Below are 24,244 nucleotides of genomic sequence, written 5' to 3'. Positions count from 1 at the left end.
CAGCAGATTCTGATCGGGCACTTCGAAACCGCTGGGCGCGCGGTAGAGGGCGGGGCGGCAGTGGAGCGCATCTATGCGCCGGCCTTCATCAGCCAGTGCAACGAGGGGCTGGTTGCGCTCCACGGCATACAGTTTGCCGGCAAGACGCTGCAGGGCCTGCAATGCCGCCTGTCCGGTGCGGGCAGTGGCGATGATCGTCGCGCGGTGCGTCGCCTGCTGATCACCGACAAGCACGGACTGTCCCGCCACGCCTACAATCTCGAGTTCACTCTCGAGTTCGAGGACCGTACCCTGGCGCTGGGGCTGGCCGAGAGTGCCCTGGCGGAAGATCCTCCTACAGCCATCGCTGCACCACCGGCGGCCCTGAGCAGCCTCCACAACGGCACATCGCAGCATGCCACTGCGATACAGGAACCTACGCTACAGGAGCAGGTTGAAGAACTGGCGTCATTACTGCAGGACCGTTTCGAGCTCGAACCGCGGGAGAATGGCTGAATTGTGATGTCGTCCCCGGCCGAACAGCAACGCCGCGACATCACCGGGCAGGTGGCACTGGGTGACCCGTCTGCTGTGATGTCTGAAGTGCGCGCTATCCTCGAAGCGCACTGGCCGGACGGCGACTGGTCGCCGCTGGACACCCTCAGCGAACTGTTTTGCGTGCTGTATGCCGGTGAGCACCCCGAGTACCACGGTTGCGACGCGGGCTATCATGATGCCGAGCACGTGCTGGACGTCACCCTGGCGATGACGCGGTTGATGGCAGGGCGCGAAAAGCGCTGGCCCGGTCCCTGGGCGTTTGACGCCGACCTGGCCCTGGCCGGGGTCGCCAGCGCGCTGTTTCACGATGCAGGCTATCTGCGCCGCCGTGGGGATCGCCGGCACAGCACGGGCGCAGCCTACACGCGCACCCACGTGCCCCGCGGTGCCGCCCTGATTCGCGCGCAGTTCCCGGCGGTGGGGCTGGCTGAACTGGCGCCGGTCTGCTCCCGGCTCGTGCACTTCACCAATTGTCACCGCAAGCCCGAGTACCTGAACGTGCGCAGCCGTCAGGAATGGCAGCTCGGCGCCCTGCTGGGTACGGCTGATCTGCTGGCGCAGATCGCCGCACCGGATTACCTCGAAAAGTGTCGCCAGGCCTTGTACGACGAGTTCGTCGCCAGCGGCATTGCGGTGGGAGAACACACACCGGAGCCAGCCCGCTGTCACTATCGCTCGCGGGATGACTTGATTCAGCGCACTCCCGGCTTTGTGCACGGGGTTGCCGGTTCCCGTCTGGAGCGGGATTTTGCCGGCGCCTACCACTACGCCAGCAGTTATTTCGGTGGTGACAATCCCTACCTCGACGCGGTCGTCGCCAATTGCGCGCGGCTGGAGCAATGGCTGGCGCCGTCCCGGGCCTGACTGCCATGCAGCCACATCACAGCGCGCCCCTCGGCAAAATCGCGGTAGCCGCGCAGGACAGTGCGCAGCGTGATCGGGCGCAGGCACTGGCACAGCAGTTGGGTACGCACTGTGTGGAACCCGGGCAGGCACACGCTCCTCCCGCTGTGCAGGCACTGTTGTGGGTGGGCGCCGATGCGCTTTCCCTGCAGGCGGTGGCAGCAGGTGGTCGCTCCCCCGGGCCGATCAGCGTCGACTTTGGTGGCGCGGCCATGCGGCACCGGCGTCGGGGTGGTCAGAATGAGCTGCTGGGCAAGGCGGTGGGTATTGGCAAGAAGCCCGCGCTCGCGGTGCTTGATGCAACCGCCGGGCTGGGGCGCGACAGCTTCGTGCTGGCAGATCTCGGTTGCGCGGTTGTCCTCGCCGAGCGTGAACCTGTCGTGCTGGCGCTGCTGGATGATGGCCTGGAGCGCGCAGCGCGGGCAGAAGACGCCTGGCTGAACCGCGTCGCAGGGCGCATGACACTGCATCACGGGGAAGCCTCCACCCTGACGGCCGCAGTGCTGAATACACTGGACGTGATCTACCTGGACCCGATGTTTCCGGAACGCGACAAATCTGCAGCGGTGAAAAAGGAGATGGCGCTGTTCCAGACGTTGTTCGCCGGGGGCACGACAGCGGACGACGCCGCGCAGTTGCTCGACTGGGCCCTGGGCTGCGACGTCGCCCGGGTGGTGGTGAAGCGCCCCCTGCGGGCCCCTTGCCTGACTCTGCAGCAGCCCTCGCACACCATTGCCGGCAAGGCCGTGCGCTATGACGTCTACGTGCTACGCAGTCTGCGTTAGGCCCTCGGGGTTCAGTGGCGCGCGGCCATGCGGAACAGCCGGCGGGTGAACACGGACTGCAACAACGGGTCCAGCCAGCGGTAGAGACGCCCAGACAGGTAAACGGGTTTCCCGCGCTCCACAGCCTCCAAGCCCTCGCGCACCACCACGTCCGCGCTGTACCAGACGAATCCTGGCATGCCGTCTTTCATGTCCTGTAGCCCCGCTGTGCTGTGGAAATCGGTATGGGTGTAACCGGGGCACAGGGCGCACACCTGGACACCGCTGCCCTGCAGTGTGACTGCGAGGTCCTCCGACAGGGCGATCAGGTAGGCCTTGCTGGGGCCGTAGTTGCAGCCACCGGCGCGGGGAATGCGCCCGGCGACGGAGGCGACATTGATCACCCGGCCGAAGCCGCGCTCACGCATTGCGGGTATGAACAGATGGCAGAGTTGTGCCACCGACAGCATCATCAACTGGAAAAATGCCTGGTGATCTGCCCAGTCGCGATCCTGCAGGAGGTCGGAGCCGGCGATTCCGGCGTTGTTCACCAGATAATCTATCTCGATGCCCTGCGCCGACAGGCTGTTGTAGAGCGCGTCCGGGGCGGCGGGGTCCGACAGGTCCGCCACCTCCACCAGCGTAGTGCAGCCGTGCGCCTGCGCCAGCTCCGCGGCTAGGGCCTGCAGCCTGTCCCTGCGCCGCGCCAACAGCACCAGGTTGTAGCCCTGGGCTGCCAGCTGGCGGGCAAACTCTTCACCGAGCCCTGCGGATGCCCCGGTAATCAATGCGGTGCGCTTGCGCGTCATCGGTTTTCTCCTCAAGATGTTGGCCGTTGCCACCGGCATGGTACGCCACACCGCTCGCGCTGTCTGCGCGCCGCCCAACCTCAGGAACAGGGACATATTACGATGCAAAACACAGGGATCGCGCTGGTCACCGGCGCCACCTCCGGACTGGGCGCAGAATACTGCCGCCAGCTTGCCCGCCAGTGCAAAACCATCATTGCCGTGGGGCGGCGCGGCGATCACCTGCAGGCACTGGGTGCCGAGCTGGATGGGCTGACGCGCATTCATCCCGTGGTTGCGGACCTCAGCACGGTGGAGGGTGTAACGCGCACGGTGGAGGCACTGCGCCAGCAGGGCCCCGTGGATCTGCTGATCAACAACGCGGGCTTTTCGACGCTGGGCGACTTTGCCGACAGCACGCTTGAGGTCGAGCTGCAAATGGTGCGCCTGCAGATTGACGCGCCACTGGAGCTGGCGCGTGCCGCGCTGCCCTTCATGCGTGAGCAGGGCCGCGGGCAGATCATCAATGTGGCCTCTGTCGGCGCCTTCGTGGAACTGCAGAAAACCGCGGTGTACGGCGCGTGCAAGGCATTCCTGCTGGCCTTTTCAAGGTCGCTGCAGGCAGAGGTGGCGGGGCAGGGTATTCGCGTGCAGTGCCTCTGTCCTGGCCTCACGCGCACCGAGATTCACGATACACCGCATTTTTCCGGCTTCGACAAGGGGCGTTTTCCGGAATCGATGTGGATGGAGGTGGACGCGGTGGTGGCCGAGAGCCTCACTGCCCTGGCGGGTGACGAGGTGGTGGTGATTCCGGGGCAGGTCAACCGGGATATCGTGCGCGGCGCTGTGCAGCGACAGCTGCAGGCGCTACAGCACTAGGCGCTCCAGCACGCCCTGGTAGAGGCGGGCCAGCCGCGGCAGGTCCGCGGCGCGCACACACTCATTGCGTTTGTGGATGGTGGCATTCACTGGGCCGAGCTCGACGATCTGTGCCCCGGTCGGCGCGATGAAGCGTCCGTCGGAGGTGCCGCCGGCGGTGGACAGTTCGGTGTCCAGGCCGGTCTCGGCACGGATGCTCTCCACCACGGCGTCCACCAGGCTGCCGGCCGGGGTCAGGAAGGGCTCCCCGCTGAGCTGCCAGTCCAGGGTGTAATCCAGTTTGTGGGCCTGTAGCAGGCGTTCCGTGCGTCGTATCAGGTCGTCTGCCGTGACTTCCGTGGAGAAGCGGAAATTGAACATGACCTGGAGCTCGCCGGGGATCACGTTGGTCGCGCCGGTACCACTGGTGATATTCGATATCTGCAGGGAGGTCGCCGGAAAGAAGGCGTTGCCCTGGTCCCATACCTGACAGGTCAGGGCGTGCAGGGCGGGCAGCGCCCGGTGAATGGGATTGTCTGCCAGCTGCGGGTAGGCGATGTGGCCTTGAACGCCGCGCACCGTGAGTACGGCGCCCAGTGAGCCGCGCCGGCCGTTCTTCACCACATCGCCCAATTGCGCGCTGCTCGAAGGCTCGCCGACCAGGCACCAGTCGATTGTCTCACCCTGCTGCTGCAGGTAATCCACGACCTTGACTGTGCCATCGTGGGCCGGGCCTTCCTCATCGGCAGTAATCAGGAAGCCGATGCGGCCGCTGTGCCGGGGGTGGGCGCTGACAAAGTCTTCGCAGGCCACGAGCATGGCCGCGAGGCTGCCTTTCATGTCGGCGGCGCCGCGGCCATAGAGCATGCCCTCGCGCAGTGTGGGTTCGAAGGGCGGGCTATCCCAGCCGGATTCGGGGCCGGTGGGCACCACATCGGTGTGCCCGGCAAACACCAGCAGGGGGCCGCTGTCTCCGCGCACCGCCCAGAAGTTCTCGACGTCGCCGAAACGCAGCGGTGTGCAGCGGAAGCCCAGGCGGGCCAGGCGGTCCATCATCAGTGCCTGGCACCCGGCGTCTTCGGGCGTGACTGACTGGCGTCGAATCAGCTCACAGGTCAATTCCAGCGTGCGTTCCATGGTGCGGCCCCGTGGCTAGTTGTGCGCGTGCAGTTCGGCGTTGAGTTCTACCGCCGTGCGGTTGGTCAGGCACTCGACGGCACCGGTGGCGGAGTTGCGCCGGAACAATAACCCGGACTTGCCGGCCAGCTCCCGCGCCTTGAGGGTCTCCACCGCGTGACCGTCGGCGTCCAGCACCACCACCTTGGTGCCGGCGGTCACAAACAGGCCCGCTTCCACAGTGCAGCGGTCGCCGAGGGGAATGCCGATGCCGGCGTTGGCGCCGATCAGGCACTCGCGGCCCACGGAGATGATGATATTCCCGCCGCCGGACAGGGTGCCCATGGTGGAGCAGCCACCGCCCAGGTCGGACCCGCTGCCCACCGTCACCCCGGCGGATATGCGGCCTTCAATCATCCCGGGGCCGTCGGTGCCGGCGTTAAAGTTGACGAAGCCCTCATGCATGATGGTCGTGCCTTCACCCAGGTAGGCGCCGAGACGCACACGGGCCGTATGGGCAATGCGTACCCCGGTCGGTACCACGTAGTTGGTCATCTTCGGGAATTTGTCGACGCAGCTGACCTCCAGCGTGTCGCCGCGCAGCCGGGCGGCGAGTTGCCGTGCCGGGAGCTCGCTGATGTCAATGGCGCCCTCGCTGGTCCAGGCCACGTTGGGGAGTATGGCAAACAGGCCCTGCAGGTTGGTGCCGTGTGGCTTCACCCGTCGGTGCGACAGCAGGTGCAGTTTCAGGTAGGCCTCGGGCACTGAGCCGGGTGCGGCGTCCGCCTGCAGCAGCACCGCAACGGCGGGCGCCTGGCTGCTGGCCAGATGCGCGGCAATCTGCGCCTGTTCGGTCTGGCCCGCCGCCGCAAGCGCGGCTTCCAGGGCCAGCAACTGCTCGCGGGAGAGCGTGCCCGTGTTGTCGGGTGCGCCAAAGGCCGCAACCAGTTCGCTGGAGGGTGACAACACCGGGTGAGGGAAAAAGACCTCCAGCCACTCTCCGCTGCTGTTCTGAGTGCCCAGACCAAGGCCCAGGGCATATGCCGCATGGTTCATAAAACGTAATTCCTGACGAGGCCCGCCTGCGGCGGGGTGGGTTCAAAGAGTATGCCGCAGCAGCAGTGCTTCCCAGGCGGGCGCCGAAAAGCCGCAGTGGCGTTCGTGGCCGATGTCGAGCAGGGGCCGCTTGATCAGCGTGGGCTGCTGCAGAATGGCCGCCAGCGCCCGGTGGTCATCCATCTGCTCACGCTCTGCCGCGTCCAGCGCTTTCCAACTGGTGCTGCGTCGGTTGACCAGTGTTTCCCAGCCGAGTTCCTGCAGCCAGGACTGCACCTGGCTTTTGTCCAGGCCGTCGCTGCGCAGGTCGTGAAAGCGGTACTCGATCGCGTGCTGTTCCAGCCAGCGCCGCGCTTTCTTCACGGTGTCGCAATTGCTGATGCCGTAGACGGTAATCATGCCTGCCTCGCTGCGGCTCTGTGGGGTGCGCAAGGATAGCAAAAAAATTGTTCTTCCGCAGATTTGCGGCAAGCCATTTCATCATCCGTTCGCCCTCCAGGGAGCCTGCGATATGGAGGCGCGAGGATATGAAACACATGTAGTCAGTGACAGTGTAGATAGCCAGGTATGTTGGGGGTATGACGAGTAGCCTGGCGACCAGAAAGCAGAATCCAGTCAGGGCTGCCACGGAGAGCGAGACCTCCGTGTAGCTTAATTGGACCCGGCGATAGAATCGGCTCGCGTAAATGAAATTCTTTTTCGGTCTTTATCCTCTACCTCAACTGGCATACCCACCATATATGTGCTTTTCCCCGCAGGCGTCTAACCACGTAGCCCAAACGGTATGGTGTACAGTACAACCAAAAACATGAGTACAGCTACGAGCCGAAAAACAGGATTCCTTCCATGGTGTAAAGTCATGTTAAAATAGCTAATTTCCTTCTTCGAAATCCACAGGTAAACACCTATCCAGCCTCCCATACTCAATGTTATCCAAAGAACTGTCTTGCCAAGCGGTTGGCTGTGGACGTAACCATGTACCCCAAGTAAAAGACTGTAGATAAACCATAGGCCTCGGAATATCCAGACAAGCCATATACTCTCACCAGAGGTTTTCATCTCAATTTGACTCTATGTCTATAGTGGTCATACCGCTGATGTAAGAGAAAACTTGAGTAACTCTGTTCATCGCTGCCGGATTATTGCGCAGGATCGGGACACCATTCAAAGCCACTTTGATAAGCTGCTGAGTTGTCAGATACGCCGAGGCCACATTGGCCTTATCAGCCTCATCCGCAAAGTGCAGTGCGCCGATTGATACAACGGCGAAAACTGTCGCTCCAGCACCTATTACACCAACTTGGCTGAAGAACACACCAGCGCCGGCAAAGCCAACCGCCGCATTCCCCGACCGACGAGCCAAGTCCTCCCAGAACAACTGGTCCATCTGCACTTGCTGTAGGAAGCGTTGATAGTTGGCCAGGGTATTTTGGAGATTCTCCGCTGTCGTTGGAGCCGTGCATTCTAGGTTATTCTCGCCACATACCCGTGTTGACTGGGTGTCATCCCGCTCCACCTCAGCCACCGGATTCCCAGTATCTGTCATATTGTCCCCGGGTTCTGAGCTGGGAAAGGTGCTGCCGCTGCTACCAAGCACCAAACTCGACGAAGTGAACCCGCTGAAGAAGCTGGCAGTCGACGATACTCGTGAAGCAGTGACGCTGACATGACTCATCGGTCCTGGCAATTTAACGGGATCGACTTTCTGTATCTGCGCATCGTTACTCGGTGAAAATCCCGAGGGATCCGTATACCTCAGCGGATTATTCAGCACATAACTATAGCGGTTGTATCCTTGAGCATCCTCAGGCGCGAAGGTCAGCGGATCAGGACTCAACATCCGCCCAAGGCTCGGGCTGTATAACCTCCCGTTCATATGAATGATCCCCACGTCATCCAGATGCTCGTGGCCCGTGTAGCCGCGTCTCTCAAAGCTGGTGACCGGGCCGGGCTGCCAGGTGGTCGGGTTGCGGCGCAGGCCCCAGGCATCGTAGCTGTAGCGTGCAACGACCGCACCGGTGGCCTCATCGGTCAGGGCGGTGATGCTGCCCAGGTGGTCCCTGTGCACGTAGCGGTGTGTAACCGCGCCGTTTACGTCTTCCCGGATCATGATCACGCGTCCGTTGGCGCGGACGTAGTGCCGGTGTGTGTCGAAGCCCACGCCGCTTGAGTTGATGGCCTCGAAGTCTTTACCCACGTAGTGCGTGGTCTGGCCATTGTGTACCTTGCGGTAGCGGGCCCGATCGGGACCGTAGTCAAAGCCATAGGTCACCGAGGCGGTGGTGATCGCGACGGGTTTGTCGTAGCTGGACCAGGTGATCATGGGGCTGCCGTCCAGCGTATCGAGATTGCCGTTGGCATCATAGGCGGAGGTATGGGACGGCAGGCCCCCACCCACCACAGCAGACACGGCATGTGGCTGGGCCAGGTTGTACATCGACGGCTGCCGCCACGCACTTGTTCAGGCTTTATGAGTGCGTTTGGGGTGTTTACGCTCCGGGTAGCAGGTGCGGCAGATGTCGCACACACGGCCATCGCAGCCGCGTGCTGAGCAGAACTCGCGCCCGTAGAAGATGATCTGCAGGTGTAGCCGGTTCCAGGCCGCGCGGGGGAACAGTCGCTTCAGGTCGCGCTCGGTCTGGACCACGCTTTTACCGCTGGTAAGTCCCCAGCGCTGGGCCAGTCGGTGAATATGCGTGTCGACGGGAAAGGCGGGCACACCGAAGGCCTGCGACATCACCACACTGGCCGTTTTGTGCCCGACCCCCGGCAGGCGCTCGAGTGCCTCCATGTCGGCGGGTACCACACCCTGGTGTTCAGCCAGCAGGATTTCACTGAGGCGCTTGATGGCGGCGGATTTCTGCGGCGACAGGCCGCAGGGGCGGATGATCGCCCTGATCTCCTCGACGGTGAGCTGCGCCATGTCCTGCGGATTGTCGGCGCGGGCGAACAGCGCAGGCGTCACCTGATTGACCCGCTCATCGGTGCACTGGGCGCTGAGCAGGACGGCAATCAGCAGGGTATACGGGTCGCTGTGGTCCAGTGGGACAGGCGGCTCGGGGTAGAGTTCCTGCAGGCGTTGCTGGATAAAGGCAACGCGCTGGGCTTTTGGCAGCATGGCCTAGCGCTGCTCCAGCACGTTGACGATACGCTCGGCGGCTTCCACGCAGTCCTCCAGCGAGGCCACCAGCGCCATGCGCACCCGGTTGCTGCCGGGGTTGCCCCGGGGCGTCTCGCGGGCGAGAAAGCTGCCGGGAACCACGGTGATGTGTGCCTGTTGATACAGCAGCCGGGCAAACTCGGTGTCAGGCAGCGGGGTTTCCGGCCAGAGATAGAAACCGGCATCTGGCCGTTCCACGGTCAGGTGCCCCTGCAGAATGGGCAGCACCGCGTCGAATTTCTGCCGATACAGCGCGCGGTTGGCGCGCACATGGTCCTCGTCGCCCCACGCCGCCACGCTGGCCTGTTGGTGATGCAGGGGCATGGCGCAGCCGTGGTAGGTGCGGTAGCGCAGGAAGTCGGCGAGTACCTCGGCGTCCCCGGCCACAAAGCCGGAGCGTAGCCCCGGCAGGTTGGAGCGTTTGCTCAGGCTGTGGAACACCACGCAGCGCCGGAAGCGGTCGTTCCCCATCGCCGCGCAGGCCTGCAACAGGCCCGGTGGGGGGCTGCTCTCGTCAGCGTAGATTTCCGAGTAGCACTCGTCGCTGGCAATAATAAAGTCGTGCCGCTCCGCCAGTTCCACCAGCGATTGCAGCGCTGCCACACTCATCACCGCGCCGCTGGGGTTGCCCGGGGTGCAGATGTAGAGCAGTTGGCAGCGCTGCCATACGGATTCGGGAACCGCGGCAAAATCGGGCAGGTGACCCGTCGCGGCGCTGGCGTTCACGAACTCGGGCTGTGCTCCGGCCAGCAGCGCGGCACCCTCGTAAATCTGGTAGAACGGATTGGGGCTCACCACGGCCGCGCCGGCGCCAGCGGTCACCACCGCCTGGGCGAAGGCAAACAGCGCCTCGCGCGTGCCGTTCACGGGCAGGATTTCGGATTCCGGGTCCACCCCCGGCAGCTGAAAGCGCTGTTGCAGCCAGCCGGCAATGGTCTCGCGCAGCAGTGCCTCGCCGCGGGTGACGGGGTAGTTGGCCAGCAGCGGGAGGTTCGCTGCCAGCGTGTCCAGCACGAACGGCGGCGAGGGATGGCGCGGTTCGCCGATGGACAGGGGAATGTGCGCCAGGTCGCCGGGTGGCTGCAGGTCGGCGAACAGTGCACGCAGTTTCTCAAAGGGGTAGGGGTGCAGCGCACCGAGCAGGGCGTTCATGGGGCGCTAGTGGTCCTCGAGTTGATCGTCAAGCTGCACTTTGATGGCATTCTGGATGGCGGTACAGAGCGCTTCGTCCTGCAGCGGCCGCTGCTCGGCATCGGTGATGAAGAACACGTCTTCAACCCGTTCGCCCAGGGTCTGGATCTTGGCGGCCTGCAGTTCCACGCCATGCTCGACGAAGATCCGGCCCACCCGTGCGAGCAGGCCGGGGCGGTCCCGGGAGGATACCTCCAGCACCGTCACCTGTTTGATCTCGTCCAGGAACATGCTGGTTTCAGTGGGCACCGGGAACGATTTGATCTGTCGTGGCGTGAGACGCTGGATATTGGGGGCGCGGTCGAAGTCCGCCGCCGCCAGGGAGCGCGCCAGCTGGTCGCGGATGTGCCGCAGGCGGGCGCTGTCGTCGGCGATGGGGCTGCCATCGGAATTGAGCACGAAAAAGGTGTCCAGGCTCATGCCGTCCCGGGCGTTGTAGATGCGTGCATCGTGCACGCTGAGCTCCAGCTGCTCCAGCTCGGCACAGACCCGCGAAAACAGCTGCGCGTGGCTGCGCGCGTGGATGAAAATCTGCGTCGCATTGGCCACGCTGGAGTCGGAGCTGTTGCGGATCAGGACCAGGGGCTGGTCGCGCTCATAATGCCCGGCAATCGCCTCGGTGTGCCAGGCGATGTCCTCGGGTTTCTCGCGCAGGAAGTAGTCCTCGCCCTGTTCGCGCCACAGGTCTTCCAGCTCTTCAACGGTGAAACCGCGGTACTCCAGCAGGTCTGCAGCCGCCTTGCGGGTCTGCTCAATCCACACCTGCTTGTCCACCGGGTTTTCCAGCCCGCGCCGCAGCGCCCGCCGCGTCCCCGTATACAGCTGTCGCAACAGGCTGCCGCGCCAGGCGTTCCACAGTGTGGGGTTGGTGGCGTTGATGTCGGCAACGGTCAGGGTGAACAGGTAATCGAGCCGGTTCAGGTCGCCCACATGGTGGGCGAACTGCTGGATCACCTCCGGGTCGGAGATGTCCTTGCGCTGGGAAACGGCGGACATGGTCAGGTGGTTGCGCACCAGCCACACCACCAGTTCTGCATCCTCCTCGCTCAGGCCGTGCTCCGCACAGAAACGCGCGGCATCCACCGCGCCCAGCTCCGAGTGATCGCCACCGCGCCCCTTGCCGATATCGTGATACAGGCCGGCGATGTAGAGCAGCTCGATCTTGGGCAGTCGCCTGGCAACGCGGCTGCTGACCGGGAAGCGTTCGTCGAACTCGGGTTTCTGAAAGCGGCGCATGTACTGGATGACTTCCAGGGTATGCGCGTCCACCGTATAGGTGTGAAACAGGTCGTGTTGCATCTGCCCCACGATCTTGCCGAACTCGGGCAGGTAGTTGCCGAGGATGCCGTAACGCGCCATGCCGCGCAGCAGTCGCGTCATGTTGTGGGGCGAGCGGAGGATCTCGAGGAAGCTGGCGCGGTTTGCCGGGTCTGCGCGGAAGGCGCTGTTCACCAGGTGTCGATGCTCGCGAATCAGGCGGATGGTGGCGGTACCCACCCCGATGATGCCCGGCTCGCGCCCGGCGAGCACGAAGACTTCCAACAGCGCGTTGGGCTGTGTGCTGAAAAGGTCGTCGCGCAGGGACTCGATGTAGCCGTTGCGTACCTGAAACCGCTCGTTGAGGATGCGCACCTCGTCCAGCTGGTCGGCCCTGAGGATGGCGTGGTCGAAGTTCTGTATCAGCAGCTCGTTCAGCTCACCCAGCGCCAGCGCCCAGCGGTAGTAGGTCTGCATGAACTGCTCGACGGCGAGCTTCTTGCCATCCTTGAAACCCCAGAGTGCCGCCAGGGTGCGCTGGTGGTCGAACAGCAGGCGATCTTCCTCGCGCCCCGCGACCATGTGCAGGGCGTAGCGCACCTGCCACATGAAATCCCGACCATGCAGCAGCATGCGGCGCTCATCCGGCGTGAGAAACTCCCCCGTGTCCATGTTCTCCAGAGAGTCGACACCGAAATGGCGTTCCGCTATCCAGGCGATGATCTGCAGGTCGCGCAGGCCGCCGGGTGAGCTCTTCACGTTCGGTTCCAGGTTGTACTCGGTATCGGCGAATTTGGCGTGGCGGGCCCGCTGCTCCTCAAGCTTGGCGCGGAAGAAGTCGGCGCTGGGCCACATCTGGTCGGGGCCGGTGCGCGCCCGAACGGCTTCCATGAGCGCCTGCGGCCCGCGAATCACCCGCGTTTCCATTAGGTTGGTGAGTATGGTGATGTCCTTGCGTGCCTTGCTACAGCACTCGCTGACGGTGCGCACACTGTGCCCGATATTCAGTCCCAGGTCCCAGAGCTGGGTGAGGAAGCGTTCCAGCTGCGCGTGGCAGGGCTCGCTGTCCTCTCCCAGCAGCACGAGGATGTCGATATCCGAGTGGGGGTGCAGCTCGCCGCGGCCGTATCCTCCCACGGCGACCAGGGCGGGCTCGACCCCGGACCAGTCGCTGCTATCCCACAGCGTGCCCAGCAGTACGTCCATGAACCATGAACGCAGGCGCAGCAGCTCGCCCACCCGGGTGCCGGCGCTGAACTGGGCGTCCAGATAGTCAGCGGCTGTTTTCAGCGCCTGTTTGCCGGCCTGCAGGGTGTTGCCCGCGGCGACGGCGGTGGCAAAGGCCGCCGGGTCGAAGAGTTCCGCGGGCAGCTGTGGGCTTTGGGCGTAGGCCGCGCCAGCGGAATCAGAAGCTTTCATCGCTGCGCCGTGTGAAGATTTCGCAGCCGTCGGCGGTCACCCCGAGGGTGTGCTCCCACTGTGCCGAGAGCCTGCCGTCACGGGTGGTGACCGTCCAGCCGTCCTTTGCGTTGAGCTTCGTGTGGCGTCGGCCGGCGTTGATCATTGGCTCAATGGTGAAGGTCATGCCTTCCTCCAGCACCAGGCCGGTGCCCGGCTTGCCGTAGTGCAGCACCTGGGGGTCTTCGTGGAACACCTTGCCGATACCGTGACCACAGTACTCCCGCACCACGGAGTAGTAGTTTTTCTCTGCGTGCTCCTGGATGACCGCACCAATGTCACCCAGCGTCGTGCCCGGGCGGACCAGAGCCAGTGCCTTGTAGAGGCATTCCTGGGTGACCTGTATCAGGCGTTGGGCATGGGGTGCCACCTCACCGACTTCCACCATGATACTGGTATCGCCGTGGTAGCCATCCTTGATGACGGTGACGTCGATGTTGACGATGTCGCCGGACTTCAGCTTTTTGGTATCCGAGGGGATGCCGTGGCACACCACCTCATTGATGGAGGTGCAGATGGAGCGCGGGAAGCCGTGGTAGTTCAGGGGCGCGGGGATGGCCTGCTGCACCCCGGTAATGTACTCGTGGCAAATCCGGTCGAGTTCGCCAGTGGTAATGCCGGGCTCGACCCGGGGTCGGATCATCTCCAGAACCTCGGCGGCCAGGCGCCCGGCCACGCGCATCTTTTCGATTTCGTCCGCTGTCTTGATCGTAACTGCCATGCATTACCTGTCGTTTTCTGTAGGGGACGAGTGCCGGTCGGCGTTGCCGATGCACCCGCGGGTAGCGGGGTATTCTACAGGATTCGCGCTCCCTGTGAGTAACCGCCGGCTGTGAACCGCCCGGGGCAGCTGAAAGGGCGCCACGCGGCGTCCGCGGACGCGTAGACGGGGTCGCGCGGGTCGACGCGGCGTCTGCCTCGCCGCTTCCCAGAGAGGCGCTCTTGTGGTATAAAGCGCGCCTTCTTTGCGGGGAGTCCTGAGACTCAGGCTGCCGCGGAGAAGAAAACCTAACGTCGCACACATATCGACACCTGCGTCAGGGTGCCGGCTCCGGCCGGTTTGGCGCAAGGGATATGTGGAGGCCTAACCCGATACAAAAGGTATTTACCATGTCGCAAGTAAGCATGCGCGACCTGCTGCAGGCAGGCGCTCACTTTGGTCACCAGACCCGTTACTGGAACCCCAAGATGGATCGCTACATCTTCGGTGCCCGGAACAAGATCCACATTATTAACCTCGAGCACACCGTTCCTGCCTTCAACGAGGCACTGAACCTGGTGCAGCGCCTGGCAGCGAACAAGAACAAGATTCTGTTCGTTGGCACCAAGCGCGCCGCCGGGAAGATCATCAAGGAGCAGGCCGATCGCGCCGGCATGCCTTACGTCAGCCACCGTTGGCTGGGCGGTATGCTCACCAACTACAAGACGATTCGCGCCTCCATCAAGCGCCTGCGCGAGCTCGAGGCACAGCAAGCCGACGGCACCTTTGCCAAGCTCACGAAGAAAGAAGCGCTGATGCGCAGCCGTGACATGGAAAAGCTGGAACGCAGCATCGGCGGTATCAAGGATATGGGTGGCCTGCCGGACGCCCTGTTCGTTATCGATGTCGACCACGAGCGTATCGCCATCACCGAGGCCAACAAGCTGGGTATTCCAGTGATTGGCGTCGTCGACACCAACAGCAACCCCGATGGCGTGGATTACGTGATCCCGGGTAACGATGATGCGATTCGCGCCATCAAGCTCTATGTGTCTGCTGTCGCGGACGCCTGCCTCGCGGGCAAGGCTGACGGTGGCGACCAGAACGTCGTGCGTGACGAGTTCGTCGAAGTTGCCGCTGCCGAGCCAGCGGCCGAGTAAGCCTCACACTCCGGGAGGCCGCCGCGGCCCATCCCGGAGTATCCCGGCCTCCCGAGCGGAGGCAATCGTTCAGGAATTCACGGCCCCTCGAGGGTTGTAGCAGGAGGAAACCATGTCTGCAGCATTGGTCAAGGAACTACGTGAGCGCACCGGCCTGGGCTTGCTCGAGTGCAAGAAGGCACTCGCAGCCGCTGACGGTGACATTGAAAAAGCCATCGAAGAGCTGCGCAAATCCAGCGGCATGAAGGCGGCCAAGAAGGCCGGCCGCACCGCGGCTGATGGTGTTGTGTCCACGCGTATCGCCGAAGATGGCAGCTACGGCGTGATCGTGGAAGTGAACAGCGAAACCGACTTCGTCGCGCGGGACGAGAACTTCCTGGGCTTCGTCGCCCGGGTGGTGAACGCGGCATTTGAACAGCGCGAAACCGACGTGGCCGCGTTGATGGCGGGTGAGCTGGAAGCGGCTCGCGAGTCGCTGGTACAGAAAATCGGTGAAAACATCAGCGTGCGCCGGATCAGCCTGGTGACGGCGGATGCCGGTGTTGTCGGTGCCTATGTGCACGGCAACAACCGCATTGCCGTTCTGGTGGAGCTCAAGGGCGGTGACCAGGATCTGGCCAAGGACGTTGCCATGCACGTGGCCGCGGTCAACCCGCAGGTGGTTTCCGCCGAGGATATGCCGGCCGAACTCATCGAGAAAGAGCGCGAAATCTACACGGTGCAGGCGCAGGATTCCGGCAAGCCGGCAGAGATCATCGAGAAGATGATCGGTGGCCGCATCAAGAAGTTCCTTGCCGAGAACAGCCTGGTTGAGCAGGCTTTCGTCAAGGACCCGGATGTCACCGTGGGCAAGCTGGTGTCGGCAGCGGGTGCATCGGTGGCGTCCTTCATCCGTTTTGAAGTGGGTGAGGGCATCGAGAAGGAGCAGGTCGACTTCGCGGCAGAGGTTGCAGCCCAACTCAAGGGCTGAGCGTCTCTCAGGTCGCTGAAAACGGGGCTACGGCCCCGTTTTTTGTGGGTATGGGTGAGGGGGCAGCCGGACTTTCTCGGGTGCGGCACTAGGGTGCGGCCGGTTTGTCCTGTATTATGCACGCAGTTCGGGAGACAACCGTTATGCCACAGGCTTCAGGCGACAAAAAGTATAAACGGATACTGCTCAAACTCAGTGGCGAGGCCCTGACCGGTAGTGAGAAGTTCGGGATAGACCCGCGCATACTCGACCAGCTGGCGCTGGAGATCGGCCAGTTGGTCGGTATTGGCGTGCAGGTGGGCATCGTTGTCGGTGGCGGCAACCTGTTCCGTGGCGCCGCGCTGCAGTCGGCAGGGCTTGATCGCGTCACCGGTGACCACATGGGTATGCTGGCAACCGTGATGAACGCGCTGGCGCTGCGCGATGCCTTGGAGCGCTCGAATATTGCAACGCAGGTCATGTCCTCCATTCCCATGAGTGGCGTGGTCGATCATTATGACCGGCGCAAGGCGATTCGCGCGCTGAGCAATGGCGATGTGGTCATATTTTGTGCCGGGACCGGCAACCCCTTCTTTACCACGGATTCGGCCGCCTGCCTGCGGGGCATCGAGGTCGATGCCGAGCTGGTGATGAAAGCGACCAAGGTGGACGGCGTGTATTCAGCTGACCCCATGAAATTCAGCGACGCGGTGAAATACCAGCAGCTGAGCTATGACGAAGTGCTGGACAAGAAGCTGGAGGTGATGGATCTCACAGCCATTTGCCTGTGCCGGGATCACCGCCTGCCTGTGCGGGTCTTCAAAATGGAGGATCGTGGCGCGTTGCTCAGCATCGTGCGCGGCGGCCAGGAAGGGACCCTGATCCAGTAGCCATATTGCAGCGCAAGGAGAGACATAAAGGTGATTGAAGACATCAAAGCCGAGGCCCAGGAGCGAATGGAAAAGAGCGTTGAGGCCCTGGTACATCATTTCAACAAGATTCGCACGGGTCGCGCCCATCCCAGCATTCTCGATGGTATTCGCGTCGAGTACTACGGCTCCGAGTCCCCCTTGAACCAGGTGGCGAATATCAGCGTGGAAGATGCGCGCACACTGATGGTGACAGCCTGGGACCGCTCCCTGACCCCCAAGATTGAGCGCGCGATTCTCAAGTCGGACCTGGGCTTGAACCCCTCCACGGCTGGCGACGTCATCCGCATTCCCATGCCCATGCTGACCGAGGAGACCCGCAAGGGGTACACGCGGCAGGCGCGGGCGGAGGCCGAAGCGGCGCGCGTATCCGTGCGCAACGCCCGGCGCGATGCCATGAGCATGCTGAAGGAGCTGGTCAAGGAGAAAGACATTAGCGAGGATGACGAGCGCCGCGGTCAGGAAGTGGTGCAGAAACTGACCGACAGCTTCACGGACCGCATTGAGAAAATGCTGGCTGAGAAAGAAGCTGACCTGATGGAAATTTGAGTCGTCTGGCCGCATGCCCAGCCGCGAATCGCCAGGCCAGCCGGAGGCCACTCCGGTTCCTCGTCACGTTGCCATCATCATGGATGGCAACAATCGCTGGGCGCGGCGCCAGTCGCTCCCCGGGCACGCAGGGCACCGCGCCGGCGTCGAGGCGGTTCGCGGCGTCCTGCGCTCCTGCCAGCAGCACCGCATCGAGGTCCTCACGCTGTTTGCGTTCAGCAGCGAAAACTGGGGGCGTCCGCGGCCTGAGGTGCGGGCCCTGCTCGCGCTGCTCTCCCGGTATTTGCGCAACGAAGTGCGCGACCTGCACCGGGATGGTGTGCGCCTGCGTTTTATCGGTGAGCGCAGCCGATTCAGCGAGCGGCTGCAGCGCCTGATGGCGAATGCGGAGCGCCTGACCCGCGACAATACGGTCGCCACAGTGGTGCTGGCTGTGGACTACGGTGGCCGCTGGGATATTGCCCAGGCGTCGCGTACGCTGGCGGCCCGGGTGCAGGCGGGCGAGTTGGCAGCGGAGGACATCAATGAGGCATCACTGGCGGAGGTGATGGCACTGAGTGACCTGCCAGCACCCGACCTGTGCATTCGCACCGGCGGCGACGCCCGCATCAGCAACTTCATGCTCTGGCAGTTTGCCTACAGCGAGCTCTACTTCACCAGCACCCTGTGGCCGGATTTCGGTGAACTGGAGTTCGCCCGTGCGCTTTCCGACTATGCCCGTCGCGAGCGCCGTTTTGGTGTGCGTGAGCCTGATGCGCTGGCATCGGGAGTGCAGGATGCTTAAGCAGCGAATTGTGACGGCGCTGGCCATGGCAGGCCTGTTTCTTGCCGCGGTGCTGTTTCTGCCGCTGCTGTGGCTGGCCTTCATGCTGGGGGTCGTTGTCTGCCTCGGTGGCTGGGAATGGGCGCGGCTCGCGGGCTGGCGCTCATCGCTGTCCCGCGGCCTGTTCGTGCTCACGTTGGGCGTGCTGCTGGCTGCGCTGTTCGTGTATGCCGAGCTGGGCCTGGCGCCGCAACGGGAGCAGGTGCAGCCCGTGCTCGGCATCGCCTGCCTGTGGTGGTCGTTTTCCCTGCTCTGGGTGAAAAGCTATCCGGCCAGTGCCGTGCTGTGGCGCAGCCGCGTGATGCGCAGCCTCATGGGACTACTGATTCTCGCCTCGGCCTGGCTGGCCGCGGTGTACCTGCTGGCATTTCCGCGCGGCGGCCTGCTACTGGTGGTCATGGTGGTCATTGTGGCAGCGACGGATATCGGTGCCTATTTCTCGGGCACCCGCTTTGGTCGCCACAAGCTCGCTGTGCATGTGAGTCCCGCCAAGACCTGGGAGGGTTTCTGGGGCGGTGTCGCCTGCGCCACGCTGCTTGCGGTCGCCCTCTGGTCCGTGTTGCCGGCGCGCATGGCGCACATTTCCCTGGCTGCGGTCATCGCCGTGGTGGTGACAACAGCGCTGGCCTCTGTGGTCGGTGACCTGACGGTCAGCATGGTGAAGCGCGAGAGCGGCGTGAAGGATAGCGGTTCCCTGCTGCCCGGACACGGGGGCCTGCTCGATCGCCTGGACAGCCTGTGCAGCGCAGCGCCGGTGTTTGCGCTCGGCCTGCTCCTGGCGGGGTGGTAGTCGTGCCTGGCATACAGCAGGTGGCCGTGCTTGGCAGCACCGGGTCGATTGGCGTCAGCACACTGGATGTCATCGCCCGCCACCCGCAGCGATTTCGCGCCTGGGCCTTGGCCGCCCACCGTTCCGTTGACACGCTGGCTGCCCAGTGTGAGGCGTTTCATCCGCGCTACGCGGTCATGGTCGATCCGGATGCTGCAGAGGCGCTGCGCAAACGCCTGGCGGGTGCCTGTGATACCGAGGTGCTGGCCGGTGCGGAAGGCCTGCAGCGGATAGCCGCACACGCCGACGTCGATGCCGTCATGGCGGCGATTGTCGGAGCCGCGGGTCTGCCCTCCACCCTGGCGGCGGCCGAGGCGGGCAAGCGCATCCTGCTGGCGAACAAGGAGTCGCTGGTCATGGCCGGCCATCTGCTGATGGCGGCGGCGCGCAAGGCAGGCGCGGTGATCCTGCCAATCGACAGCGAACACAACGCCATCTTCCAATGCCTGCCGCAGGGCAGGGATGCGACGCCGGGGCTGGAGGGGGTCAGCAGGATTCTGCTCACCGCGTCCGGCGGCCCGTTTCGCAACTGGACTGCCGAGGCCATTGCGGCGGCTACGCCGGCAGAGGCCTGCGCCCACCCCAACTGGTCCATGGGACGCAAGATATCCGTGGACTCCGCGACGCTGATGAACAAGGGGCTGGAGCTGATTGAAGCCTGCTGGCTGTTTGATGTTGCGCCGTCGCGTGTCGAGATCGTGGTACACCCGGAGAGCATCGTGCACTCTCTGGTGCAGTATGTGGATGGGTCCGTGCTGGCCCAGCTGGGTAACCCCGATATGCGGACGCCAATCGCCTACGGACTGGGTTGGCCGCAGCGAATTGACGCCGGCGTGGCGCCCCTGGATCTGGTGGCGCTGTCCCGGTTACATTTTGAGGCTCCGGATGAGGGCCGCTTTCCCTGTCTGCGCCTGGCGCGGGAGGCCGCCGCCGCGGGAGGCACCGCAATGGCCGTGTGCAACGCGGCCAACGAAGTCGCAGTGCAGGCCTTTCTCGCCGGGGGTATCGGTTTCAACGCCATACCGGCGGTCATCGAGGCGGCGCTCGCGGCCATGCCGGTGGTTGAACCCACTTCGCTCAGCGTGGTCGAAGCTGCGGACCGTGAAGCCCGCGAGATCGCGGCATTGCATGTCGCACGCTATAGTAGTCGACCCCTCGCCGGCGGAGAGAATTAATGGATCTGGCCTACACCATCGGTATCACCCTGCTGACACTCGGCGTGCTGGTGGCGGTGCATGAGTTCGGCCATTTCTGGGTGGCGCGACGTTGCGGTGTGAAAGTACTGCGCTTCTCGATAGGGTTTGGCAAGTCCATCTACACCTGGCAGGATCGGCATGGCACCGAGTTCTGCATCGCCCTGATCCCCCTCGGCGGCTATGTGAAGATGCTGGACGAGCGGGAAGGGGAGGTCGCCGCTGGCGAGCGGGAACTGGCGTTCAATCGCAAGCCGGTGCTGCAGCGGATCGCGGTTGTCGCGGCGGGCCCCATCGCCAATTTCCTGCTGGCTATCGTCGCCTACTGGTTCCTGTTCATGGCCGGCGAAAGCGGCTATGCGCCGGTTATCGGCGCGGTCAAACCCGGCTCTGTGGCGGATATCGCCGGGCTGGAGGCGGGGCAGGAAATCGTCGCTGTTGACGGCAAGGAAACGCCGACCTGGCAGGCCTTGAGCTTCCGCCTGCTGGATCGCATCGGCGATACCGGGACGGTGCAGTTCAGCGTGAAGTATCCGGACTCGGGCATGATCTATGAGTCCGAGGGCCAGCTGCAGCAATGGCTGGGAGACGATGAGTCCCCCGATTTGCTGACCGGTCTTGGCATCACACCCTATGCGCCCTCCGTGCCACCGGTGGTCAGCGAGGTGGTCGCCGACAGTCCGGCGGAGCGCGCCGGTCTGCTGCCGGGGGACCGCGTGCTGAGCGCCGACGGTACGCCCATGGCCGAGTGGCTGGAGTGGGTCGCCTACGTGCGCGACCGGCCGGGCCAGCCGATTGCCCTGGAGGTGCAGCGGGGCAATGACACAGTAGCAATGCAGATTGTGCCGGATGCAGAAACTGACAGCGCGGGCGAAACGATCGGTCGTGTGGGTATCGCCGTGTCAATGCCAGCGTTGCCCGAAGGCATGCTGCGCGAGTTTGAGCGTGGCCCCGTAGCGTCTCTGGGAGCGGCATTTGTGCGCACGGGGGATCTGGTGGGCTTTACTCTGAGCTCGATCAAGAAGATGATCCAGGGATTGATCTCGCCAAAAAACTTGAGTGGCCCCATCACCATTGCTAAAGTGGCGTCCGCCTCGGCGAAGTCGGGGCTGGAGTCCTACATCGGCTTTCTGGCCCTGCTCAGTGTCAGCCTCGGAGTTTTGAATCTGTTGCCCATTCCGGTGCTTGATGGTGGCCATCTGCTGTATTACACGGTGGAGCTCCTGGCGGGGCGGCCAGTGCCCGAAAAAGTGCAGATGCTGGGTTACCAGCTGGGCCTGTTTCTGATTCTCGGGGTCATGGCACTGGCTCTCTATAACGATTTCGCGCGCCTGTAGGGTTGGGCAACCCGGGCATTGACACATCAAGGACCTTGGGGTCGGGCCTCACCAGTGGTTGGGACTATTTTGAAAAGACGCATTAATCTGCTACTGGCACTCGCCTTGCTGCTGCTGGCTCCCCTGGGCCAGGCGCAGGACGCCTCCTTTATCGTTGCGGATATCCGCGTGGAGGGGCTGCAGCGAATCTCGGCTGGGTCGGTCTTCGCTGCCATGCCGCTCGCGGTGGGCGACCTGGTAAACGCCGAGGCTATCCGCGCCGCCTCTCGCAGCCTGTTTGCCACGGGAAATTTCGACGATATCCGCATCGGCCGTGACGGCAACGTGCTGGTGGTCATCGTTGCCGAGCGCCCGAGTATCAGCGAGATCAACATCGAGGGGAACAAGGCGATCGAGACGGAGGCGCTGCTTGACGGCTTGCGCGGCGCCGGACTGGCCATCGGCCAGGTGTTCCAGCGCTCTACCCTGGAGGGCATGCAGCTTGAGTTGCAGCGCCAGTACGTGCAGCAGGGCCGCTATGACGCCAACATCGAAACCGAGGTGTTGCCGGAGCCGCGCAACCGCGTCGCGATCAACATTGACGTCGATGAAGGCACCGTTGCTGCCATCAAGCACATCAATGTGGTGGGCAACGAGGTCTTCAGCGACGAGGAACTCACCGATCTGCTGGAGTTGCAGACGACCGGATGGTTTTCGTTCTTTACCAACGACGACAAGTATTCCCGCGAAAAACTCACGGGAGACCTGGAAAAGCTGAGCTCCTACTACCTCGACAGGGGCTACTTGCAGTTCACAATCAACTCGACACAGGTGTCGGTGTCTCCCGACAAGCGTTCGGTGTACATCACTGCCAACGTGACCGAGGGTGAGAAGTTTACCGTCAGCAGTGTCGACCTGTCCGGTGACCTGGTACTGCCCGAGAGCGATCTGCGGCGCTTCATCCTGGTGGGAGAGGGCCAGACCTTCTCCCAGCAGATGGTGACGTCGACCGAAGAATTCATCACGCGGCGGCTGGGCAACGAGGGGTATAACTTCGCCAAGGTCACCGGCATCCCGGAGATCAACGAAGAGGACAACACGGTCGGCCTCAAGTTCTTCGTCGATCCGGGCAAGCGCACCTACGTGCGGCGAATCAGTTTCGAAGGCAACCAGAAAACGGCAGATGAAGTGCTGCGCCGCGAAATGCGCCAGATGGAGAGCGCCCCGGCCTCGGCTTCCGCCATCGAGCAGTCGCGCATTCGTCTGGAACGTCTCGGCTACTTCAGCAAGGCGACCGTAGAGACCCCTGAGGTCGCCGGTCATGACGACCTCATCGACGTCGACTTCACGGTGGAAGAGCAGTCGTCGGGCAGCATCGGCGCCAGCTTCGGTTACGCGCAGGATGCGGGGCTGATATTCGGCCTGAACCTGCAACAGGACAACTTCCTGGGCACAGGACGGCGCATCGGCATCGGCCTTAACTCCTCGCGCTACCAGGATCTGTACAACTTCAGCTACACCAACCCGTACTTTACCGAAGACGGTGTCAGCCGCGGCTTCAACGTCTTCTACCGTTCGACCGACCTGTCTGAGATCAACGTGGCACGCTACACCACCGATACCCTCGGTGCGGCGCTCAACTTCGGCTACCCGATCAAGGAGACCCAGCGCCTCGGGTTCAGCTTCGGCGTCGCCAATACGGACATCACCGCCGGCCGTTTCGCGGTGCAGGAAATCAAGGCCAGCCCGCGCCTGGTAGAGGGCGTTGAGGGTTTCTTTGAAAGCAACCTCCTGCCCGACGGCACGTTCTCGGCCCCGGAGGTGTTCCGTCCGCTGGAGGAACTGCCCGATGGCGCCCTCACGATTCCGGAGGAGCCTGGCTTCCTCGACCTGAACGGTGACGAGTACCTCAACTGGACCACCTCACTGAGCTGGAATCAGTCCACCCTCAACCGCGGCATCCTGGCAACCCGCGGTGCGTCACAGTCGCTGGTCTTCGAGGTGGCGGTGCCGGGCTCGGATGCCCAGTTCTACAAACTGGTCTACCGCGGCGAGAAATTCCTGCCCATTACCGAGGAGTGGATCGTGCGCTTCCGCACGGAGCTCGGCTACGGTGATGGCTACGGCGACACCACCAACCTGCCCTTCTTCGAGCACTTCTTTTCGGGCGGTTTTGGCTCGGTGCGCGGCTTTGAAAGCAATACACTCGGTCCGCGCGGTACCCCGGCCGCCCTTTACGACATCAATCAGCCGGTCACCGGTATTGATGAGAACGGTAACCCTACGGAAGTGGGCGGCCCTGACGGCACCCAGTTTGGCTACCGCATCGACCCGGATACGGGCAAGCTGACCTTCAGCGTGCCGGATACTACCCCGGACCCGTTCGGCGGTAACGCCCTGATCGAGGGCAGTGTGGAGCTGTTGTTCCCGCTCCCGTTCCTGAAAGATCGTAGCAAGCTGCGCTCGGCCTTCTTCTTTGACGTGGGCAACGTGTTCAACACCAAGTGCTCCAGCAACCAGCTGAACTGCTTCGACATCGATGCGGGTGAACTCCGCTATTCAGTCGGTGTCGGTGTAACGTGGATAACCGGTTTCGGCCCCATGAGTTTCAGCCTTGCCAAGCCGCTCAACGAGTCCCCCGAAGATGAGCGCGAAATTTTCCAGTTCACACTGGGTCGGGGTTTCTGATCATTTTTTCTGACGTTGGA

At 63.3% G+C, this 24,244-nt stretch carries 21 protein-coding genes and 1 pseudogene; 13 read left to right on the top strand and 9 right to left on the bottom strand.

Going from position 1 to position 24,244, the window contains the following annotated elements:
* The 3 genes and pseudogenes from R3E49_RS15160 to R3E49_RS15150 all read left to right on the top strand — a co-directional run.
* Nucleotides 1-495: pseudogene (locus R3E49_RS15160) on the top strand (hypothetical protein); the annotation flags it as partial.
* A gap of 3 nt (nt 496-498) precedes the next feature.
* Nucleotides 499-1,401, top strand: coding sequence for a hypothetical protein (locus tag R3E49_RS15155; RefSeq protein ID WP_371295812.1), 903 nt, complete (start codon nt 499-501; stop codon nt 1,399-1,401).
* Nucleotides 1,377-2,225, top strand: coding sequence for a class I SAM-dependent methyltransferase (locus tag R3E49_RS15150; RefSeq protein ID WP_371295811.1), 849 nt, complete (start codon nt 1,377-1,379; stop codon nt 2,223-2,225). The genes R3E49_RS15155 and R3E49_RS15150 overlap by 25 nt, the downstream gene beginning before the upstream one ends.
* 11 nt (nt 2,226-2,236) lie before the next feature.
* Here R3E49_RS15150 and R3E49_RS15145 read toward each other — a convergent pair whose 3' ends face one another.
* Entirely contained in the window at nt 2,237-3,013 is a 777-nt protein-coding gene (locus R3E49_RS15145; protein WP_371295810.1) for an SDR family NAD(P)-dependent oxidoreductase, read from the bottom strand.
* 102 nt (nt 3,014-3,115) lie between these two features.
* On the opposite strand from R3E49_RS15145, the gene R3E49_RS15140 reads away from it, so the two are divergent.
* Nucleotides 3,116-3,871: an SDR family NAD(P)-dependent oxidoreductase gene (locus R3E49_RS15140; protein ID WP_371295809.1), complete on the top strand. Its 756-nt coding sequence runs from the start codon at nt 3,116-3,118 to the stop codon at nt 3,869-3,871.
* Here the strand turns inward: R3E49_RS15140 and dapE are convergent.
* The 8 genes from dapE to map form a co-directional block, all read right to left on the bottom strand.
* Complete coding sequence (dapE, locus tag R3E49_RS15135) at nt 3,860-4,987, bottom strand: succinyl-diaminopimelate desuccinylase (RefSeq protein WP_290744538.1); 1,128 nt, start codon at nt 4,985-4,987, stop codon at nt 3,860-3,862. The two genes, R3E49_RS15140 and dapE, sit on opposite strands and share 12 nt — an antisense overlap.
* Before the next feature lie 15 nt (nt 4,988-5,002).
* Nucleotides 5,003-6,022, bottom strand: coding sequence for a 2,3,4,5-tetrahydropyridine-2,6-dicarboxylate N-succinyltransferase (dapD, locus tag R3E49_RS15130; RefSeq protein WP_371295808.1), 1,020 nt, complete (start codon nt 6,020-6,022; stop codon nt 5,003-5,005).
* A 42-nt stretch (nt 6,023-6,064) separates the two neighbouring features.
* Nucleotides 6,065-6,421, bottom strand: a complete 357-nt coding sequence (locus R3E49_RS15125; RefSeq protein ID WP_371295807.1) for an ArsC family reductase — start codon at nt 6,419-6,421, stop codon at nt 6,065-6,067.
* 661 nt (nt 6,422-7,082) lie between these two features.
* Complete coding sequence (locus R3E49_RS15120; RefSeq protein WP_371295806.1) at nt 7,083-8,459, bottom strand: RHS repeat-associated core domain-containing protein; 1,377 nt, start codon at nt 8,457-8,459, stop codon at nt 7,083-7,085.
* Nucleotides 8,460-8,483: 24 nt separating this feature from the next.
* On the bottom strand, nt 8,484-9,140 hold the full coding sequence (gene nth, locus R3E49_RS15115; protein ID WP_290744532.1) for an endonuclease III: 657 nt from the start codon (nt 9,138-9,140) through the stop codon (nt 8,484-8,486).
* Nucleotides 9,141-9,143: 3 nt separating this feature from the next.
* A complete protein-coding gene (gene dapC / locus R3E49_RS15110) occupies nt 9,144-10,334 on the bottom strand; it encodes a succinyldiaminopimelate transaminase (protein ID WP_371295805.1) in 1,191 nt (396 codons plus the stop codon).
* Between the two features lie 6 nt (nt 10,335-10,340).
* A complete protein-coding gene (gene glnD, locus R3E49_RS15105; protein ID WP_371295804.1) occupies nt 10,341-13,049 on the bottom strand; it encodes a [protein-PII] uridylyltransferase in 2,709 nt (902 codons plus the stop codon).
* Nucleotides 13,036-13,809, bottom strand: coding sequence for a type I methionyl aminopeptidase (gene map / locus R3E49_RS15100; RefSeq protein ID WP_371295803.1), 774 nt, complete (start codon nt 13,807-13,809; stop codon nt 13,036-13,038). Before map ends, glnD begins: the two co-directional genes overlap by 14 nt.
* Before the next feature lie 389 nt (nt 13,810-14,198).
* Between map and rpsB the strand changes: the two genes are divergently transcribed.
* The 9 genes from rpsB to bamA all read left to right on the top strand — a co-directional run bounded on the left by rpsB (nt 14,199) and on the right by bamA (nt 24,224).
* The gene (rpsB, locus tag R3E49_RS15095) at nt 14,199-14,948 is read left to right on the top strand and encodes a 30S ribosomal protein S2 (protein ID WP_371295802.1); all 750 of its coding nucleotides are present in this window, start codon (nt 14,199-14,201) and stop codon (nt 14,946-14,948) included.
* Nucleotides 14,949-15,060: 112 nt separating this feature from the next.
* Entirely contained in the window at nt 15,061-15,918 is an 858-nt protein-coding gene (tsf, locus tag R3E49_RS15090; RefSeq protein ID WP_371295801.1) for a translation elongation factor Ts, read from the top strand.
* A gap of 143 nt (nt 15,919-16,061) precedes the next feature.
* Complete coding sequence (gene pyrH, locus R3E49_RS15085; protein WP_290744520.1) at nt 16,062-16,787, top strand: UMP kinase; 726 nt, start codon at nt 16,062-16,064, stop codon at nt 16,785-16,787.
* 30 nt (nt 16,788-16,817) lie between these two features.
* Nucleotides 16,818-17,375, top strand: a complete 558-nt coding sequence (gene frr / locus R3E49_RS15080) for a ribosome recycling factor (RefSeq protein ID WP_290744518.1) — start codon at nt 16,818-16,820, stop codon at nt 17,373-17,375.
* Nucleotides 17,376-17,388: 13 nt separating this feature from the next.
* Nucleotides 17,389-18,159, top strand: a complete 771-nt coding sequence (gene uppS / locus R3E49_RS15075) for a polyprenyl diphosphate synthase (RefSeq protein ID WP_290744516.1) — start codon at nt 17,389-17,391, stop codon at nt 18,157-18,159.
* Nucleotides 18,152-18,988 carry a phosphatidate cytidylyltransferase gene (locus tag R3E49_RS15070; RefSeq protein ID WP_371295800.1) on the top strand — a complete coding sequence of 279 codons (837 nt, stop codon included), beginning with the start codon at nt 18,152-18,154 and terminating at the stop codon, nt 18,986-18,988. Before uppS ends, R3E49_RS15070 begins: the two co-directional genes overlap by 8 nt.
* The gene (gene ispC, locus R3E49_RS15065; protein WP_371295799.1) at nt 18,982-20,202 is read left to right on the top strand and encodes a 1-deoxy-D-xylulose-5-phosphate reductoisomerase; all 1,221 of its coding nucleotides are present in this window, start codon (nt 18,982-18,984) and stop codon (nt 20,200-20,202) included. Before R3E49_RS15070 ends, ispC begins: the two co-directional genes overlap by 7 nt.
* A complete protein-coding gene (gene rseP / locus R3E49_RS15060) occupies nt 20,202-21,557 on the top strand; it encodes a sigma E protease regulator RseP (protein WP_371295798.1) in 1,356 nt (451 codons plus the stop codon). The genes ispC and rseP overlap by 1 nt, the downstream gene beginning before the upstream one ends.
* A 69-nt stretch (nt 21,558-21,626) precedes the next feature.
* Entirely contained in the window at nt 21,627-24,224 is a 2,598-nt protein-coding gene (gene bamA, locus R3E49_RS15055) for an outer membrane protein assembly factor BamA (RefSeq protein WP_371295797.1), read from the top strand.
* The last annotated feature ends 20 nt before the right edge of the window (nt 24,225-24,244 follow it).

The sequence above is a fragment of the Haliea sp. genome, assembly GCF_041395985.1.
In the GTDB taxonomy this organism is placed as follows: domain Bacteria; phylum Pseudomonadota; class Gammaproteobacteria; order Pseudomonadales; family Halieaceae; genus Haliea.
Note: the sequence above shows the minus strand (reverse complement) of the source record. Positions and strands in the feature narration are given on the sequence as shown.